A 16,215-nucleotide genomic window follows, 5' to 3' on the forward strand; every position below is an offset into this window, starting at 1 on the left:
CGCGACAACCGGTAATCCTGATTGAACGCTCGGCAACGCCCTCCAGTCACTACTTGCACAAGCCCTGAACGGGCACGCCTTAAGACTGATGAGGAGAGCCGATCATGCCCAGCAAGAAAACGGATGCGCCCAAGCACAGCGAGGCCGCCGGCACCCAGACCCCCGACCGGGCCAACACCAATGCCAAGCTGCAGAGCCTGGAGGCCGACCGCAGCGATGCGACCGGGCATGCGCTGCGCACCAACCAAGGCGTGCGCATTGCTGACAACCAGAACTCCCTCAAGGCGGGTGATCGTGGGCCGTCGCTGCTTGAAGACTTCATCATGCGCGAGAAAATCACCCACTTCGACCATGAGCGTATCCCCGAGCGCATCGTGCACGCCCGCGGTACCGGGGCACACGGGTTCTTCCAGAGCTATGGCAACCACGCCGAGCTGACCAAGGCCGGCTTCCTGCAAGATCCGGAAAAGATCACCCCGGTTTTTGTCCGCTTCTCGACGGTTCAGGGCCCACGCGGTTCTGGCGACACGGTGCGAGATGTGCGGGGCTTTGCCGTCAAGTTCTATACAGATGAAGGCAATTTCGACTTGGTCGGCAACAACATGCCGGTGTTTTTCATCCAGGATGCCATCAAGTTCCCCGATTTTGTCCACGCGGTGAAGCCGGAGCCACATAACGAGATACCTACCGGCGGTTCAGCTCATGACACCTTCTGGGATTTTGTATCGCTGGTGCCGGAGTCGGCTCATATGGTCATGTGGGCCATGTCTGACCGCGCCATCCCGCGCAGCCTTCGAATGATGGAAGGCTTCGGCGTGCATACTTTCCGCCTGATCAATGCCAAGGGCGTGGCCAGCTTCGTCAAGTTTCATTGGAAACCAAGCCAGGGCGTGCATTCCCTGCTGTGGGACGAAGCCCAGAAACTGGCGGGCAAGGACACCGACTTCCAGCGCCGTGACCTATGGGAAGCCATCGAAACCGGTGACTACCCGGAATGGGAACTGGGCGTGCAGATTGTGCCTGAGGCCGACGAACACAAATTCGATTTCGACCTGTTGGACCCGACCAAGATCATCCCGGAGGAACTGGTGCCCGTCACGCCGCTGGGCAAGATGGTGCTCAACCGCAACCCGGACAATTTCTTTGCCGAGGTCGAACAGGTGGCGTTCTGCCCGGGCCATATCGTGCCGGGTATCGACTTTACCAACGACCCGCTGCTGCAGGGCCGACTGTTCTCGTACACCGATACCCAGATCAGCCGCCTGGGTGGGCCGAACTTCCACCAGATCCCGATCAACCGGCCGGTATCGCCGAACCACAACAACCAGCGTGATGCGCTGCACCAGCACGTTGTGCACAAGGGGCGGGCGTCCTACGAACCCAACTCGATTGACGGCGGCTGGCCGAAGGAAACCCCGCCTGCGGCGCAAGACGGCGGCTTTGAGAGCTATCAGGAGCGTATCGATGCGCACAAGATTCGCCAGCGCAGTGAGTCGTTCGGCGATCACTTCTCGCAGGCTCGGCTGTTCTTCCAGAGCATGAGCCCGACTGAGCAACAGCACATCATCAAGGCTTACAGTTTCGAATTGGGCAAAGTCGAGCGTGAACATATCCGCGCCCGGGAAGTGAATGACATTCTCGCCAATATCGACTTGAAGCTGGCGGCGGCGGTTGCGGCCAACCTGGGCCTCCCCGCGCCGAAAGCGGGTACGGTGCAGGTAAAGGGTAGCCAGCCTGCGCAATCGCCTGCGTTGAGCCAGATGAACCACCCAGGTTCGGTGGGTATCAAGGGGCGCAAGATTGCTGTGCTGGTGGCAGATGGCGTGGACGCTGCCAGCGTGGACAAACTGGTCAAGGCCCTGGAAGCGCACAGTGCCCGGCCGATGCTGCTGGGGCCGACCTCGGCGCCGGTGAAGGCGGCGGATGGCAAACAACTACCGGTAGCGGCGTCGATGGAGGGGATGCCTTCGATCATGTTCGATGGGATTGTCGTGCCTGCGGGCAAGGCCTCTACGGATGCGCTGGCGGCTAGCGGATTGGCCAAGCACTTCTTGCTGGAGGGCTACAAGCACCTGAAGGCGCTGGTGCTGACCAAGGAATTGGCGAACGCATTGGGGCTCAAGGAGGATAAGGGGCTGCTGCTCGGGGATGAGCAGAAGGCAGTGGATGCCTTTGTCAAAGCGGTTGAAGGCCACCGGGTGTGGGAGCGGGAGGCGGCAGCTGAAGCGGTTCCTGCCTGATAAGGCCTTTTCGCGGGTCAACCCCCTCCTGATATAGGAGCGGGTTGACCCGCGAAGCGTTTACTGCCGATGTGGGACCAGCACCACCTGTGCCGGCAGCGAGCGCTGGATCTGATGCTTCTGCTTCAGCTCAAACCCACTGTCAATCTTGCGCACGCGCTTCTCCAGCAAGGTCTTCAGCCAGGGTGCATCCTCGGTGCGCGGTACCTGAAATACCACTTCACACTGGTAACTCACCACATCGGCGGCAATGTCGTCCAGTTGGCGGCGCAGCGCGCGGCTGTCAGTGGTCTTCAAGGCCACCACGGTACTTGGCGCTGTCGGGTCGATGATGCGTGCCTTGGGCTTGGCTTCGGCGGCTTTCAGCGCAGCTTCCGCCTTTTCCAGCTCGGCCTTGCGGGCCTGGGTCACAGCATCCCCGCCGGTCACCGCTGGCGCCTGCGGCATCAGTGCACGGGCGCGGGCCAGCGCGGTAGCTGCCGCGTTCACATCGCCCTTTTGCAGGACGATCTGGCTACGTTGCAAGTAGGCTTCGGCCAGTTGGCGCTGGTATTGCTCCAGGCGTGCATCATCCGGCGACTGGGCCTGCAGTGCTGCAAGCTGGTCTTCGGCGGTAGCCAGCTCATTGCTGGCGATGTTCTGTTGCAACTGCTGCCAGGCATCTGCTTGGGCAGGTGCGGTGGCCTGGTCGACCGGCGCATTGGAACAGGCAGCCAGGATCAGGGAAAACGCGGCAACAAGCAGATAACGGGAGGCGAACGGCTTCATTCCTGCGACTCTCTATTTGCGCAAAAAGCGAGCAAGTCTACACCCAGGTGCGCACGCTCGAAAATAGGCCTTACAGACCCTTTACCGGCCAAAGGTTGCAAGGTGTGCCTGCACACACCCTGCCTCTCAGCGTTTTGGCAGGGCCAGGCTCAGCAAGAATAGCACCGCGGCGCAGACCACGATCGACGGCCCGGCGGGGGTGTCCTTGAACCAGGACATGGCCAGGCCGCCGCAGACCGCGGTGACGCCCAGTAGGCTGGCCCCCAGGGCCATTTGCTCTGGTGAGCGGGCGTGCCGCTGTGCCGCAGCCGCAGGGATGATCAGCAGCGAGGTGATCAGCAGCACGCCAACGATTTTCATGGCAACTGCAATCACCACTGCAATCAGCAGCATCAGCGCCATGCGCAGGCCGGCCACGGGCAGGCCTTCGACCATGGCCAGCTCTTCGTGCACGGTAACTGCCAGTAGCGGCCGCCACAGCACAGCGAGCAGCAGCAGGACCAGTGCACTGCCGCCGAGGATCCAGGCCAGGTCGGTTGGGCTGATGGCCAGCAGATCGCCGAACAGGTAAGCCATCAGGTCGATGCGCACATCGTGCATGAAGCTCAGCACCACCAGGCCCAGCGACAAGGTGCTGGGGGCCAGGATGCCCAGGAGGGTGTCGGAGGCCAACGGCTGGCGTTGCTGCAATGTCACCAGCAGAATCGCCAGCAACAGGCAGCCCACGGTTACCGCCAGTGCCGGGCTGACATCCAGGGCGAAACCCAGGGCCACACCGAGCAGGGCGGCGTGAGACAGGGTGTCGCCAAAGTAGGCCATGCGCCGCCATACCACGAAAGAGCCCAGTGGGCCTGCAACCAGTGCCAGGGACAAGCCGGCAAGCAAGGCGTAGAGAAGAAAGTCAGCCATGCTTGCAGTGCTCTCCGTGAACATGGGTGCCAGGGGCGACCACCGAGCCATGTAGGTCGTGGCTGTGGTCGTGATGGTGGTGGTAGATGGCCAGGCTCGGTGCGGTTTTGCCGAACAGTTCGACGAACGCTGGGTCACCGCTGACTTGCTCGGGGTGGCCCGAGCAGCATACGTGGCGGTTCAGGCACACCACCTGGTCGGTGGCGCTCATGACCAGGTGCAGGTCGTGGGACACCATCAGCACGCCGCAGCCGTGGCGGTCGCGCAGGCGGGTGATGAGGTTGTAAAGCTCGGTCTGGCCGACCACGTCTACACCTTGTACCGGTTCGTCGAGCACCAGCAACTGGGGTTCGCGCAGCAAGGCGCGGGCCAGCAGCACGCGTTGCATTTCGCCGCCGGAAATAGTCTGGATCGGGCTGTCGATGACTTGCTCGGCGCCCACTTCCTGCAGCGCCGACAAGGCTGCCGCGCGGTCTACACCTGGCACCAGGCGCAGGAAGCGCAGCACCGAAAGCGGCAGTGTGGCATCAACCTGAATCTTCTGGGGCATGTAGCCAATGCGCAGCTTGGGCTTGCGCCATACCTTGCCGCGATGTGGCTTGAGCAGGCCAAGTACGGCGCGCACCAAGGTAGTCTTGCCCGCCCCGTTGGGGCCAATCAGGGTGACGATCTGGCCTGGGGCGACCGACAGGTCGATGCTGTCGAGCACCGCCTCGCCGCCAAAGGTGACGCCGACCTGCTCCAGGCGAATCAGGGCCTCGCTCATGCCGCGCTCCGGCAGCTACCGCACAGGCCGACCACTTCCACGGTCTGGGTCTCGACCGTGAAACCCACGCCTTTGGCGCTGTTGATGATGGCCTCGCTGATGCTGCTCTGTTCAAGCTCGATGGCCACATGGCAGGCCCGACAGATCAGAAACTGGCCTTGGTGCACGTGCTCGGGGTGGCTGCAGCCGATGAAGGCGTTGAGCGACGCGATGCGATGCACCAGGCCGTTTTCCAGCAGGAAGTCCAGCGCGCGGTACACCGTGGGCGGCGCGGCGCGGCGGCCGTCCTGCTCACTGAGCACCGCGAGGATGTCGTAGGCACCCAGCGGCTTGTGGCTCTGCCACACCAGCTCCAGCACACGGCGGCGCAGGGCGGTCAGGCGCAGGCCCTGGCGGGTGCACAAGGCATCGGCTTCAGCCAGTGCGCTGTGTACGCAATGGGAGTGGTCGTGAGGACGGTTGGCCAGCGGTGTGATGGACATGGGCAGCGACGGTTCTGGACAGAGACGTTATTATGTTACCTGTTTCTGACGACTCGAGTATTCACCGTGTCCCGATTCCTGGTTCTGTTTGTCGCTTTCATCGCATTTTCCGCGCAGGCCGACGTGCGTGTGCTCACCAGTATCAAGCCCCTGCAGCAGATTGCCGCTGCCGTGCAGGATGGTGTTGGCAGCCCTGAAGTGCTGCTGCCACCCGGGGCTTCACCCCACCACTATGCGCTGCGCCCCTCCGACGTGCGGCGGGTAGGCGATGCCGACCTGCTGTACTGGATCGGCCCGGACATGGAGAACTTCCTTCCGCGTGTGCTGGGAAGCCGTAGCAAGGCCACAGTGGCTGTGCAGGCGCTGCCTGGCATGAAGTTGCGCCACTTTGGCGAGGACAGCCATTCCCATGAGGAAGAAGACCACAGCGACCACGACCATGACCACCGCCCAGGCAGTCTTGATGCACACTTGTGGCTATCGTCGGTCAATGCGCGAGTGATCGCAGCTAAAATGGCAGCTGATCTGGCCCAGGTCGATCCGGCCAATGCGGCTCGCTATCAGAGCAACCTGAAGGCCTTCGATGAACGCCTGGATGCGTTGGACGGGCGTATCAAGGCGCGCGTGGCCGGTATTGCCGGCAAGCCGTACTTCGTCTTCCATGAAGCCTTCGATTATTTTGAGGCTGAATATGGCTTGAAGCACGCGGGCGTGTTCAGCGTAGCGTCCGAGGTGCAGCCTGGGGCGCAACATGTGGCGGCCATGCGCCAGCGCCTGCAGGAAGTAGGGAAGACCTGCGTGTTCAGCGAGCCGCCAATACGGCCGCGATTGGCCGAGACCCTGACTGCCGGGTTGCCGGTGCGCCTGGCCGAGCTGGATGCCCTGGGCGGCACCGATCCGGTGGATGGCAAAGGGTATGAGCGCTTGCTCGAGAAACTGGGCGGTGACCTGGCAGGCTGCCTGGAGCAGTTGTAAGCCTATACCGGCCCTTCGCGGGCACGCCCGCTCCCACAGGGATAAACTCAAACATTGAGTTTATCGTTGTACCTGTGGGAGCGGGCGTGCCCGCGAAGAAGCTGAAGAGGGCTAGAGGGCGAACGGCAGGTGCAAAGCCACCTGCTGGCGCTGCGCCAGACGCACTTCGAACTCGCCCGGGTCGTGGATCATCACATCCATCCCGGCGAACGACTCGGCCGCAATCAGGCGCGACAGCCAGAAACGCACGCAGCCTACCCGCAACATTTCCGGCCACAGCTCGGCTTCGGCGGCAGTGAACGGCCGTAGCGCCGCATAGGCTGCCAGCAGCGCCTGGGCGCGAGGTACATCTACCGCGCCCTGCTCATCCAGGCACCAGTCGTTCACGGTGATTGCGATGTCATACAGCATCGGCCCGGAGCAGGCATTGTAGAAGTCGATCACACCGGTCAGGTGGGTGCCTTCGAACATCACGTTGTCGCGGAACAGATCGGCATGCAGGTTAGCCCGCGGCAAGGCCAGAATCTGCGCCTTGTGTGCGCTGATTTCGTCCAGCGCCGGCTGCAGTAATGCGGCTTGCTCTGCAGTCAGGCGTGGCAGGAGCTCGGCACCCGAAGCCAGCATCCAGTCCAGACCGCGGTCGGTGCGGCGTTCGATGATGTGCTCGCGGGTGGCCAGGTGAATGTGTGCCAGCAACTCCCCGACCTGGGCGCAGTGCTGGTTGTTGGGGGCCTTGATGTGCTTGCCCGACAGCCTGGGCTGCAACAATGCCGGCTTGCCGCACAGCTCGCGCAGGCCATTGCCGTCGCGGTCACGAATGGCATAGGGCACCGGCATGTCGGCAGCGTGCAGGGTGTCGAGCAGCTCGATGAAGAACGGCATGTCCTCGCTGGGCCCACGCTCGATCAGCGTCAGGACGAACTCCCCCTGTTCGAGGCTGACGAAGAAATTGCTGTTCTCGGTACCGGCGGCAATGCCCTGGAAGTCGAGCAGACGGCCCAGCTCGTACGGCGCCAGAAAGGTTTCCAGCTCAGGCCGGGTCACGGGGGTGAAGACTGACATGATGAAAAATTGCCCATACGGGCACTTCCGCCGGGAAGTGCCGGGTTGATGTGAACGGTGCGCGTCAGCTTACCACTCGAAGATCTTCCAGGACGGAATCAGCATGTCCGGCTGGTCGGATCGAATGAAATTGGCATCAGTGCCATCGGCGCGCACCAGAAAATAAGGCTTGCCGTTTTTCGGCGTGATCTTGATCGCATACAGGAAGCCGTTCTGCCGGTATTCCTGGATGGTTTTGTCGCCTTCCGTGCGAATGGTCACCTCGGGATCGGCCGAGGGGGCGTCGTCCGCCGCCAGGGTGACGACAGGCGTGGTTGCCAACAGGCCGAGCAGTAACAGGCGATTGAGTGTGCGCATGATAACCTAGTCCCTTTGTCGTCAATGATTCTGGCTATTCTAGCGCCGGACCCGTCGAAAAGGTTGATTCTGCTCATGAGCCAAGCGCCCCTCGTCCTGGTGGACGGTTCCTCCTACCTTTATCGCGCCTTCCACGCGCTGCCGCCGCTGACCACGTCCAAGGGCATGCCGACCGGTGCGGTGAAGGGTGTGCTGAACATGCTCAAGAGCTTGCGCAAGCAATACCCCGACAGCCTGTTTGCCGTGGTGTTCGACGCCAAGGGCGGCACCTTCCGCGATGCCATGTTCGCCGAGTACAAGGCCAACCGCCCCAGCATGCCGGACGACCTGCGGGTACAGATCGAGCCGCTGCACGCCAGCGTCAAGGCACTGGGCTACCCGCTGCTGTGCGTGGAGGGTGTCGAGGCTGACGACGTGATCGGCACCCTGGCGCGCAGCAGCGCCGCCCTGGGTCGCCCGGTGATCATCTCGACCGGTGACAAGGACATGGCGCAACTGGTGGATGGGCACATTACCTTGGTCAACACCATGACCGGAAGCGTGCTGGACGTGGCTGGCGTGCACGAGAAATTCGGCGTCGGCCCGGAACACATCATCGACTTCCTGGCCCTGATGGGTGACAAGGTCGACAACATCCCCGGCGTGCCGGGCGTGGGTGAAAAAACGGCGGTGGGGCTGCTGACCGGCATCGGCGGTGGTCTCAGCGACCTTTACGCCAACCTGGACAAGGTGCCAGCGCTGGCCATTCGCGGCGCCAAGACCTTGCCGGCCAAGCTGGAGGAGCACCGCGACGCGGCATTCCTGTCCTACGAGCTGGCCACCATCAAGGTTGACGTGCCGCTGGACGTCGAGGTCGAGGCGTTGGTATGCGGTGAACCTGACCGCGAGGCGCTGTTGGCGTTGTACACCGAGATGGAGTTCAAGAGCTGGGTCGCCGAGGTGCAGCGTGATGCGGCCAAGGCCGGTGACGATGTTGCCCCGGCTGCGGAGCCGGCGGCCAAGGTCGAGCCTAGGTACGAAACCATTCTCGACCAGGCCCGTTTCGACGCCTGGCTGGAGAAGCTGCGCCAGGCACCGCTGTTCGCCTTCGACACCGAGACCACCGGCCTGGACGCCCAGCAGGCGCAGTTGGTCGGCCTGTCGTTCGCTGTCGAGCCGCATGAAGCGGCCTATGTGCCGCTAGCCCACGATTACGAGGGCGCGCCGGTTCAGCTGGACCGCGAGGCCGTGCTGCTGGCGCTGAAACCACTGCTGGAGGACCCGGCCAAGGCCAAGGTCGGGCAGAATGCCAAGTACGACATCAACATCCTCGCCAATGGCTCCCCCGCCATCGAGATGCGCGGCGTGGCCTACGACACCATGCTCGAGTCGTATGTGCTGAACTCCACCGCCACCCGTCATGACATGGACAGCCTGGCGCAGAAGTACCTCGACCACACCACGATCGCCTTCGAGGACATCGCCGGCAAGGGTGCCAAACAGCTCACCTTCAACCAGATCAACCTGGACAAAGCTGGCCCCTACGCCGCCGAAGATGCCGACATCACCCTGCGCCTGCACCACGTATTGCAGGCCCGCCTGGCACAGACGCCGAGCGTGCAACCAGTGCTGATGGATATCGAGATGCCGCTGGTGCCGGTACTGGCCAGGATCGAGCGCCAGGGTGCTCTGGTCGATGCCGAGCTGTTGAAAGTACAGAGCGGTGAGCTGGGCGTGAAGATGGCTGAGCTTGAGCTGCGTGCCTACGAGCTCGCCGGTGAGGCGTTCAACCTCGGTTCGCCCAAGCAGCTGGGCGCGATCCTTTACGACAAGCTGGGCATGCCGGTGCTGAGCAAGACTGCCAAGGGCCAGCCATCTACCGCCGAAGCAGTACTCGACGAGTTGGCCGAGCAAGGCTACCCGCTGCCAGAGGTGCTGATGCAGTATCGCAGCCTGAGCAAGCTCAAGAGCACCTACACCGACAAGTTACCGGGGCAGATCAACCCGCGCACCGGGCGTATCCACACCTCCTACCAGCAGGCCGTGGCGGCCACCGGCCGGTTGTCGTCGAGCGACCCAAACCTGCAGAACATCCCGATCCGCACCGCAGAAGGCCGGCGTATCCGCCAGGCGTTCGTCGCCAGCCCGGGTTACAAGCTTCTGGCGGCGGACTATTCACAGATCGAGCTGCGCATCATGGCCCACCTGGCCAAGGACGAAGGCTTGCTGCATGCCTTCCGCAACGACCTGGACGTGCACCGCGCTACGGCAGCCGAAGTGTTCGGAGTGGCCCTGGAAGATGTCACCACCGACCAGCGCCGCAGCGCCAAGGCCATCAACTTCGGCCTGATCTACGGCATGAGCGCCTTTGGCCTGGCCAAGCAAATCGGCGTCGATCGCAAGCAGTCACAGGACTACATCGATCGCTATTTTACCCGCTACCCGGGCGTGCTGGCCTATATGGAGCGCACCCGCGCTCAGGCGGCCGAGCAAGGCTTTGTCGAAACCCTGTTTGGCCGCCGGCTGTACCTGCCAGACATCAATGCCAAGAACCCTGCCCTGCGCAAGGGCGCCGAGCGCACGGCGATCAACGCGCCGATGCAGGGGACTGCTGCCGACATCATCAAACGGGCAATGGTCAAAGTAGACAACTGGTTGAGCGAGAGCGGGCTGGATGCCCGGGTGATCCTGCAAGTGCACGACGAACTGGTGCTCGAGGTACGCGAGGACCTGGTGCAGCAGGTGAAAGATGAAATTCGCCACCACATGAGCCAGGCCGCGCAGCTGGATGTGCCGCTGCTGGTCGAGGCGGGAGTTGGTGCGAATTGGGACGAAGCTCACTGATTGAGCAGGTAAAACTGTGTAGGATCTGCGACGTAGTGACGCAGATCCAGGCACCGCTCAGTGCCGTGGATGCTTAAGTTTCATGAAACTATCGCAAATAGTTTTATGGGCTTCGGAACTAAACCGGTGAAGCGGAACTCAGAGTAACTGAATGGCTGGTGAAGCCCTTCGATGCTCCTATGTTGTGTTAAGTGTTGGCAGATATCTGGACCCCGCCCTAGCGGTCCGGACTTGGACCCCGAACTTCCCCCTCCCCATACGAAGTCCGGGGTTTTTTTTGCCCGGAATTTGCCGTTTGGCTTGTACTGAGCCCCGTAGGAGCGGGTAAACCCGCTCCTACGGTTCAAGTGCAAAGCATTAAACGACCGGCTTGTCTTCCAGTTCCATCCAGTCGGCCAGCACCCGGTAGGCATCCTCCACACCCAGACGCTTGGGTGCCGAGAACAGCTGGATGGTCACGCCATCGCCCCAACCCTTGCGGATTTCCGACTGCACTTTCAGCAGTGTGTTCTTGCCCGCGCCGTGGGTCAGCTTGTCGGCCTTGGTCAGCAGGATGTGCATCGGCATGCTGCTGGCCTTGGCCCAGTCGAGCATCATTTTGTCGAAGTCGGTCATCGGGTGACGCACGTCCATCATCAGGATCACGCCACGCAGGCACTCACGGCTGCCCAGGTAGGCTTCCAAGTGTTTCTGCCAGTGCTGCTTGAGCGGAATAGGAACTTTTGCATAACCATAGCCTGGCAGGTCGACCAAACGCCGTTCATCGTCCAGACTGAAGAAATTCAACAGCTGGGTGCGCCCGGGAGTTTTCGAGGTACGCGCCAGGCTGGCATGAGTCAGGGTATTGAGGGCGCTGGATTTGCCGGCGTTGGAACGGCCGGCAAAAGCCACCTCGTAACCCTGGTCGTCCGGGCATTGTTCGACCTTGGCTGCGCTGAGGGCGAATTTGGCTTTCTGGCAGAGGCCGAGGATGGGGTTCTTGACTTGCATGGGATATCCGATGTGGGTGTTGCCTGACTTTGTAGAGCCAAGCCTGGCAAGCGGTGTCGTTTCCGTTTGGATGGCGGAAGTATATAATGCCCCAGTTTTTGTGTGCTCATTCTCCCAGCGAAGGAGAACGGGCATGGGGTGTCGAACAATAGCTCGCGCAACAGAACGCAGCGCGGCCCCCAACCCTGAAGGTCGTTCCGCATGGCGAAATGGCTGCTTGCTGTCGGTATGTTCCTGCCGTTTTTCAGCGCACAGGCTACACAGGATCCCGAGGTGTTGTACAACCGCACGTGTGCGGCCTGTCACACCGGGCAGTTGCCACAGGCACCCAGACGGGGTGACCGGGCAGCATGGGAGCCAAGGCTGGCGCAAGGCATGGATGTACTGGTGAAGCACGTGACCCAGGGTTTCAAGGCTATGCCGCCGCGTGGATTGTGCATGGACTGCAGTGCCGAGGACTACCGTTTGGTCATCCTTTGGATGAGCGGCAGTCCCGATACATAACATTTCACCCTTAGCCGTGTTGGATTAGCTGATGAACAAACTAGTCGTGAGTCTGCTGTTGACCTTGGGTGTCGCTGGTGCGGCCACTGCTGCGCAACCTATCAAAGGCGATGCCGCCGCTGGCCAGGCCAAGACCGCCGTCTGTGGCGCCTGCCACAATCCCGACGGCAACAGCCTGGCACCGAACTTCCCTAAACTGGCCGGCCAAGGCCAGCGCTATCTCGAAAAACAACTGCACGATATCAAATCGGGCAAGCGTACCGTGCTGGAAATGACCGGCATGCTGGCCGCATTCAGCGACCAGGATCTGGCCGATATCGCTGCCTACTTCTCCAGCCAGAAAGGCAGCGTGGGTGCCGCCGATCCCAAGCTGGTCGAGCGCGGCCGTGCGCTGTTCAACGGCGGCGACCTGGAAAAGGGCATGCCAGCGTGCACTGGCTGCCACTCGCCTAACGGCGCGGGCATCGCCCTGGCTGGCTTCCCGCACCTGGGCGGGCAGCACTCGCAGTACGTGGCCAAGCAGCTCACTGACTTCCGCGAAGGCAACCGCACCAACGATGGCGATGCCATGACCATGCGCACTATCGCTGGCAAGCTGAGCAACCATGATATCGAAGCGTTGGCCAGCTACATCCAGGGCCTGCATTAACTTTCGGTTAATGTTGTAGGCCAATGATGAAAGGGCGGCCGGGCTGCCCTTTTTTCCGTCCGCAGCCGTTACACTACAGAACTCGAGCCCTTCCCGGCCTGTCTCAGTGCAGGTCGCGTCGTGGCGACTCATGACTGCTCAGGAGTAAAGCATGCGTAAACTGATTCTCAGCGCTGCGCTGGTCGCCGCCAGCGTATTCGGTATGACTGCCGTTCAGGCCGCCGAGCCTGTTGCTGGCAAGGAATACATCGAGCTGAGCAACCCTGTTCCGGTTTCCGTACCTGGCAAGATCGAAGTCGTCGAGCTGTTCTGGTACGGCTGCCCACACTGCTACCACTTCGAGCCGACCATCAACCCTTGGGCTGAAAAGCTGCCCAAGGACGTCAACTTCAAGCGCGTACCTGCCATGTTCGGTGGCCCGTGGGATGCGCACGGCCAGATGTTCCTGACCCTCGAAGCCATGGGCGTCGAGCACAAGGTGCACGCGGCGGTGTTCGATGCCATTCAGAACCAGCACAAGCGCCTGACCGACAAGAACGACATGGCCGACTTCCTCGCCACTCAAGGCGTTGACAAGGACAAGTTCCTCGCTACCTTCGACTCGTTCGCCATCAAAGGCCAGGTCAAACAGGCCAAGGAACTGGCGAAGAAGTATGAAATCACCGGCGTACCGAGTATGGTCGTCAACGGCAAGTACCGCTTCGACCTGGGTACTGCCGGCGGACCGGAAGGCGTGCTGAATGTCGCCGACCAGCTGATCGACAAGGAGCGCGCCGCCAAGTAGGCGGCGCCATCCATGCCCCGCTTCAGAGCTACGCGTGGCATTAGCCTGCACGAGCCGCAGGTCAACGAGCATCACCTGCAGGCCCCGGGCCTGCCCGAGGATGGCCGCCTGCGGTTGCTCAGTTTCAACATCCAGGTGGGCATAAGCACCGAGCGCTACCGCCATTACCTGACGCGTAGCTGGCAGCACCTGCTGCCGCATAACGGGCGTGCCGGCAACCTGCAGAAAATCGGCAGGCTGCTGGGCGACTTCGACCTGGTGGCCCTGCAGGAAGCCGATGGTGGCAGCCTGCGCTCGGGTTACGTCAACCAGGTCGAACACCTGGCCCACTTGGGGGCCTTCCCCTATTGGTACCAGCAGCTCAACCGCAACCTTGGGCGTTTTGCCCAGCACAGCAACGGTGTGCTCAGCCGCCTGAAGCCTCAACTGCTCGAAGACCATCCGTTGCCTGGCCCGGCCGGGCGTGGTGCGATCCTGGTCCGGTTTGGCGAAGGTGACGATGCGTTGATAGTGGTGATGATGCACCTGGCATTGGGGGCCAAGACCCGCGCCCTGCAGCTGGGGTATATCCGCGAGCTGATTGGCGGTTACCGTCACCAGGTGCTGATGGGCGACATGAACACCCACGCCACTGACCTGCTCGAGCACTCGCCGCTGCGCGACCTGGGCCTGGTCGCCCCGCAAGTCGAGGCCACTTTCCCCAGCTGGCGACCGCAGCGTTGCCTTGATCATATTCTGCTCAGCTCAAGCCTCACACTGGAACGTGTCGAGGTGCTGGCGCAGCCAATTTCGGACCACCTTCCCGTTGCAGTCGAGATTCGATTGCCTGATGCATTGACTGTGGATACGCTGCCGGTTTTGAGCTAATTGCCATCACCGTTTGCGGACCCGGGCATGACTGAAGACGCTGAGCGCTGGAAAGAAAAATACCTTAAAAGCATCGAGCAGCAAGAAAAGCTCGAGCGTCGTTGGGACGCCCGCCTTGACCTGCTGCGTCGAGGTCTGGTGCGCAGCACCCTGGCTGCTGAAGGCAGTGACAAGGTGGTAGACGAGTGCATGAAGGAAATGCGCGACGTCATTCGCAGCAGCAACATGGACGCCGGCCTCGCCGGCTTGATTCCGCGCCTTGAGAAAGCGGTACTGGATTCCGAACAGCGTCGCGAAGCCCGCATGAACCAGGTCAGCGATGCGCTGACCGCACTGGTTGGCCAACTGCAAGGCCTCCCGCTACCCAGTGATATCTCGCGGTCATTGAAAAAACTGGCGAAGAAACTCGACGGTGGGGTTGCCCAGTCACGCGAGCTGCCGCCACTGTTGGGCGAGTTGAGTGGCCTGCAGGGGCGCGCGCTGTCGGCCCTTGGCAAGACGGGTGAAGAAGCCCGACCGGGTTTTCTGCAGCGGTTGTTTGGAAGCCGCGAGGAAGATGTACAGGCAGGACCAGAGCTTGCGCCGGTGGCGTTGCCAGTTGAAGAGGTTGTGCCCTTGGCAGCCGGCAGTACCGAGCCCTCGCAGCCCGATGACGTCGATGCGCTACAACCGCTGGCGGCCCCTGCTGCTCCGACTGTCGAGGTGGCCGAAGCGCCCGAGCTTGAGCTGGAGGCGCTTGGCCCGGCTCTGATCGAAACGGCGGAAATGCCGCCAGTCCCGTTGCCACAGCATAAAGTGCCACTGCCAGAGGTTGCAGTTGCCGTCAGCGAGCCGTTGGCTGACGCAGAACCATTACAAGCCCTTGAAGAAATCCTTGGTGAAGACGGTCCCTATGCACTGCCCTACGCAGTGGAGCCGCCTTACAGCCAGGTTGCCGCGCACATTGAGCAGACCCTGATCGGTCTGCTCGATGACCTCAGTCTGCCCGAGCGACACAAGGCTCAGGCGCTGGAAATGCGCGAGCGGGTTGCCCGCGGATTGAACTGGTATGAGCTGATTCCGGTGCTGGATGACTTGGCAGTACTCATGTTGGCGATCACCGACAGCGGCCAGCACGAATTCGAAACTTACCTGCAGCAGCTCAATGAACGCCTGGAAGGTTTCCAGAGTCATCTGCACGAGGCCAGCGCCGGCCATGCTGACAACAGCACCGCTGCCCGCGAACTGGATAGTCAACTGCGTGAACACGTCGACGGCCTGCAGAGCAGCGTGCAAGGTGCCGCCGATGTAGACAGCCTCAAGCACATTCTGGAAAACCGCCTGGAAGGCTTGCTGGTGACCATGGACGAGCACAAGCACGAGCGTGATCGCCGCGAGCAGGAACTGGCCGATCGACTGCAAGGCTTGTCGGAGCGGGTGGCGAGCATGGAGCATGAAGCACTTGGTTATCGCGAGCACCTGGAGGAGCAGCGCCAGAAAGCTCTGCTGGACCCGCTCACCGGCCTGCCCAACCGTGCGGCCTGGAGCGAGCGAGTCGAACGCGAAATGCTCGAATGGAAGGAAAACGGTGGCCATCTGGCGATGGCGATTCTTGACCTGGACCATTTCAAGCGCATTAACGACAACTATGGGCATCTGGCTGGGGACAAGGTCCTCAAGATCGTTGCCGACCAGTTGCGCAAGCGTCTTCGGGCCCGTGATTTTATCGCCCGGTTTGGCGGCGAGGAATTCGTCTTGCTGCTGCCGCAGACCACGCCGGCAGTCGCCGCGCAAATGGCCGAGGTGTTGCGCGCCACAGTCGAAGCCTGCCCATTCCACTTCAAGGGTGAGCGGGTGGTGATCACCACCTCCATCGGCTTGGGCGCATTCCACTCTGGCGAGCGCAGCGACCAGGTGCTCAAACGAGCCGATGCAGCGCTGTACCGGGCAAAGGAGCAGGGGCGAAATCGCGTTGAGCAGGGCTAGCCAGCCGCCGTCGCCTCGGCAGGCACAGCGCAGGCGAGCACGTTATACTGTAGCACTCGTACGCTGAGGCCACT

15 protein-coding genes are annotated in these 16,215 nt (G+C 61.9%); 8 read left to right on the plus strand and 7 right to left on the minus strand.

What is annotated here, in order from left to right; all coding sequences use genetic code 11:
• Positions 1 to 104: 104 nt before the first annotated feature.
• A complete protein-coding gene (gene katE, locus ACE4QZ_RS02660) occupies positions 105 to 2,240 on the plus strand; it encodes a catalase HPII (RefSeq protein WP_021784594.1) in 2,136 nt (711 codons plus the stop codon).
• Positions 2,241 to 2,300: 60 nt separating this feature from the next.
• Here katE and ACE4QZ_RS02665 read toward each other — a convergent pair whose 3' ends face one another.
• The 4 genes from ACE4QZ_RS02665 to zur all read right to left on the minus strand — a co-directional run bounded on the left by ACE4QZ_RS02665 (position 2,301) and on the right by zur (position 5,165).
• The gene (locus tag ACE4QZ_RS02665; RefSeq protein WP_021784595.1) at positions 2,301 to 3,008 is read right to left on the minus strand and encodes a PA5502 family lipoprotein; all 708 of its coding nucleotides are present in this window, start codon (positions 3,006 to 3,008) and stop codon (positions 2,301 to 2,303) included.
• A 126-nt stretch (positions 3,009 to 3,134) separates the two neighbouring features.
• Entirely contained in the window at positions 3,135 to 3,917 is a 783-nt protein-coding gene (znuB, locus tag ACE4QZ_RS02670) for a zinc ABC transporter permease subunit ZnuB (protein ID WP_021784596.1), read from the minus strand.
• Positions 3,910 to 4,683, minus strand: coding sequence for a zinc ABC transporter ATP-binding protein ZnuC (gene znuC, locus ACE4QZ_RS02675; RefSeq protein ID WP_021784597.1), 774 nt, complete (start codon positions 4,681 to 4,683; stop codon positions 3,910 to 3,912). Before znuC ends, znuB begins: the two co-directional genes overlap by 8 nt.
• The gene (gene zur, locus ACE4QZ_RS02680; protein ID WP_021784598.1) at positions 4,680 to 5,165 is read right to left on the minus strand and encodes a zinc uptake transcriptional repressor Zur; all 486 of its coding nucleotides are present in this window, start codon (positions 5,163 to 5,165) and stop codon (positions 4,680 to 4,682) included. The genes znuC and zur overlap by 4 nt, the downstream gene beginning before the upstream one ends.
• 66 nt (positions 5,166 to 5,231) lie before the next feature.
• Between zur and ACE4QZ_RS02685 the strand changes: the two genes are divergently transcribed.
• Positions 5,232 to 6,140: a zinc ABC transporter substrate-binding protein gene (locus ACE4QZ_RS02685; RefSeq protein WP_031322607.1), complete on the plus strand. Its 909-nt coding sequence runs from the start codon at positions 5,232 to 5,234 to the stop codon at positions 6,138 to 6,140.
• 111 nt (positions 6,141 to 6,251) lie between these two features.
• Here ACE4QZ_RS02685 and ACE4QZ_RS02690 read toward each other — a convergent pair whose 3' ends face one another.
• Positions 6,252 to 7,202 (minus strand): homoserine kinase, encoded by a 951-nt coding sequence (locus ACE4QZ_RS02690; protein ID WP_021784600.1) that lies wholly within the window; start codon positions 7,200 to 7,202, stop codon positions 6,252 to 6,254.
• Between the two features lie 69 nt (positions 7,203 to 7,271).
• The gene (locus tag ACE4QZ_RS02695) at positions 7,272 to 7,559 is read right to left on the minus strand and encodes a DUF2782 domain-containing protein (protein ID WP_003252997.1); all 288 of its coding nucleotides are present in this window, start codon (positions 7,557 to 7,559) and stop codon (positions 7,272 to 7,274) included.
• Positions 7,560 to 7,634: 75 nt separating this feature from the next.
• Here ACE4QZ_RS02695 and polA point away from each other — a divergent pair, with 75 nt between their 5' ends.
• A complete protein-coding gene (gene polA / locus ACE4QZ_RS02700) occupies positions 7,635 to 10,382 on the plus strand; it encodes a DNA polymerase I (protein WP_021784601.1) in 2,748 nt (915 codons plus the stop codon).
• A gap of 357 nt (positions 10,383 to 10,739) precedes the next feature.
• On the opposite strand, the gene yihA is transcribed toward polA, so the two are convergent.
• Positions 10,740 to 11,372 carry a ribosome biogenesis GTP-binding protein YihA/YsxC gene (gene yihA / locus ACE4QZ_RS02705; RefSeq protein WP_010951522.1) on the minus strand — a complete coding sequence of 211 codons (633 nt, stop codon included), beginning with the start codon at positions 11,370 to 11,372 and terminating at the stop codon, positions 10,740 to 10,742.
• 201 nt (positions 11,373 to 11,573) lie between these two features.
• Here yihA and ACE4QZ_RS02710 point away from each other — a divergent pair, with 201 nt between their 5' ends.
• The 5 genes from ACE4QZ_RS02710 to ACE4QZ_RS02730 all read left to right on the plus strand — a co-directional run bounded on the left by ACE4QZ_RS02710 (position 11,574) and on the right by ACE4QZ_RS02730 (position 16,141).
• Positions 11,574 to 11,876, plus strand: a complete 303-nt coding sequence (locus ACE4QZ_RS02710) for a c-type cytochrome (protein ID WP_003252992.1) — start codon at positions 11,574 to 11,576, stop codon at positions 11,874 to 11,876.
• Between the two features lie 31 nt (positions 11,877 to 11,907).
• Positions 11,908 to 12,525: a c-type cytochrome gene (locus ACE4QZ_RS02715; protein ID WP_003252989.1), complete on the plus strand. Its 618-nt coding sequence runs from the start codon at positions 11,908 to 11,910 to the stop codon at positions 12,523 to 12,525.
• Positions 12,526 to 12,676: 151 nt separating this feature from the next.
• Positions 12,677 to 13,309: a thiol:disulfide interchange protein DsbA gene (gene dsbA / locus ACE4QZ_RS02720; RefSeq protein WP_003252987.1), complete on the plus strand. Its 633-nt coding sequence runs from the start codon at positions 12,677 to 12,679 to the stop codon at positions 13,307 to 13,309.
• Positions 13,310 to 13,321: 12 nt separating this feature from the next.
• Complete coding sequence (locus ACE4QZ_RS02725) at positions 13,322 to 14,176, plus strand: endonuclease/exonuclease/phosphatase family protein (protein ID WP_021784602.1); 855 nt, start codon at positions 13,322 to 13,324, stop codon at positions 14,174 to 14,176.
• A 27-nt stretch (positions 14,177 to 14,203) separates the two neighbouring features.
• Positions 14,204 to 16,141 (plus strand): GGDEF domain-containing protein, encoded by a 1,938-nt coding sequence (locus ACE4QZ_RS02730; protein WP_021784603.1) that lies wholly within the window; start codon positions 14,204 to 14,206, stop codon positions 16,139 to 16,141.
• Positions 16,142 to 16,215: the final 74 nt, after the last annotated feature.

The sequence above is a fragment of the Pseudomonas sp. DCA-1 genome, assembly GCF_046523955.1.
GTDB lineage: Bacteria > Pseudomonadota > Gammaproteobacteria > Pseudomonadales > Pseudomonadaceae > Aquipseudomonas > Aquipseudomonas putida_Y.

What these genes read in the sequence shown, in the direction of transcription:
- dsbA (WP_003252987.1), top strand. Translation starts at nt 12,677, where the DNA reads ATGCGTAAACTGATTCTCAGCGCTGCGCTGGTCGCCGCCAGCGTATTC.
- ACE4QZ_RS02690 (WP_021784600.1), bottom strand. Translation starts at nt 7,202, where the DNA reads ATGTCAGTCTTCACCCCCGTGACCCGGCCTGAGCTGGAAACCTTTCTG.
- zur (WP_021784598.1), bottom strand. Translation starts at nt 5,165, where the DNA reads ATGTCCATCACACCGCTGGCCAACCGTCCTCACGACCACTCCCATTGC.
- ACE4QZ_RS02665 (WP_021784595.1), bottom strand. Translation starts at nt 3,008, where the DNA reads ATGAAGCCGTTCGCCTCCCGTTATCTGCTTGTTGCCGCGTTTTCCCTG.
- znuB (WP_021784596.1), bottom strand. Translation starts at nt 3,917, where the DNA reads ATGGCTGACTTTCTTCTCTACGCCTTGCTTGCCGGCTTGTCCCTGGCA.
- ACE4QZ_RS02730 (WP_021784603.1), top strand. Translation starts at nt 14,204, where the DNA reads ATGACTGAAGACGCTGAGCGCTGGAAAGAAAAATACCTTAAAAGCATC.
- yihA (WP_010951522.1), bottom strand. Translation starts at nt 11,372, where the DNA reads ATGCAAGTCAAGAACCCCATCCTCGGCCTCTGCCAGAAAGCCAAATTC.
- znuC (WP_021784597.1), bottom strand. Translation starts at nt 4,683, where the DNA reads ATGAGCGAGGCCCTGATTCGCCTGGAGCAGGTCGGCGTCACCTTTGGC.
- polA (WP_021784601.1), top strand. Translation starts at nt 7,635, where the DNA reads ATGAGCCAAGCGCCCCTCGTCCTGGTGGACGGTTCCTCCTACCTTTAT.
- ACE4QZ_RS02695 (WP_003252997.1), bottom strand. Translation starts at nt 7,559, where the DNA reads ATGCGCACACTCAATCGCCTGTTACTGCTCGGCCTGTTGGCAACCACG.
- ACE4QZ_RS02710 (WP_003252992.1), top strand. Translation starts at nt 11,574, where the DNA reads ATGGCGAAATGGCTGCTTGCTGTCGGTATGTTCCTGCCGTTTTTCAGC.
- ACE4QZ_RS02725 (WP_021784602.1), top strand. Translation starts at nt 13,322, where the DNA reads ATGCCCCGCTTCAGAGCTACGCGTGGCATTAGCCTGCACGAGCCGCAG.
- ACE4QZ_RS02715 (WP_003252989.1), top strand. Translation starts at nt 11,908, where the DNA reads ATGAACAAACTAGTCGTGAGTCTGCTGTTGACCTTGGGTGTCGCTGGT.
- katE (WP_021784594.1), top strand. Translation starts at nt 105, where the DNA reads ATGCCCAGCAAGAAAACGGATGCGCCCAAGCACAGCGAGGCCGCCGGC.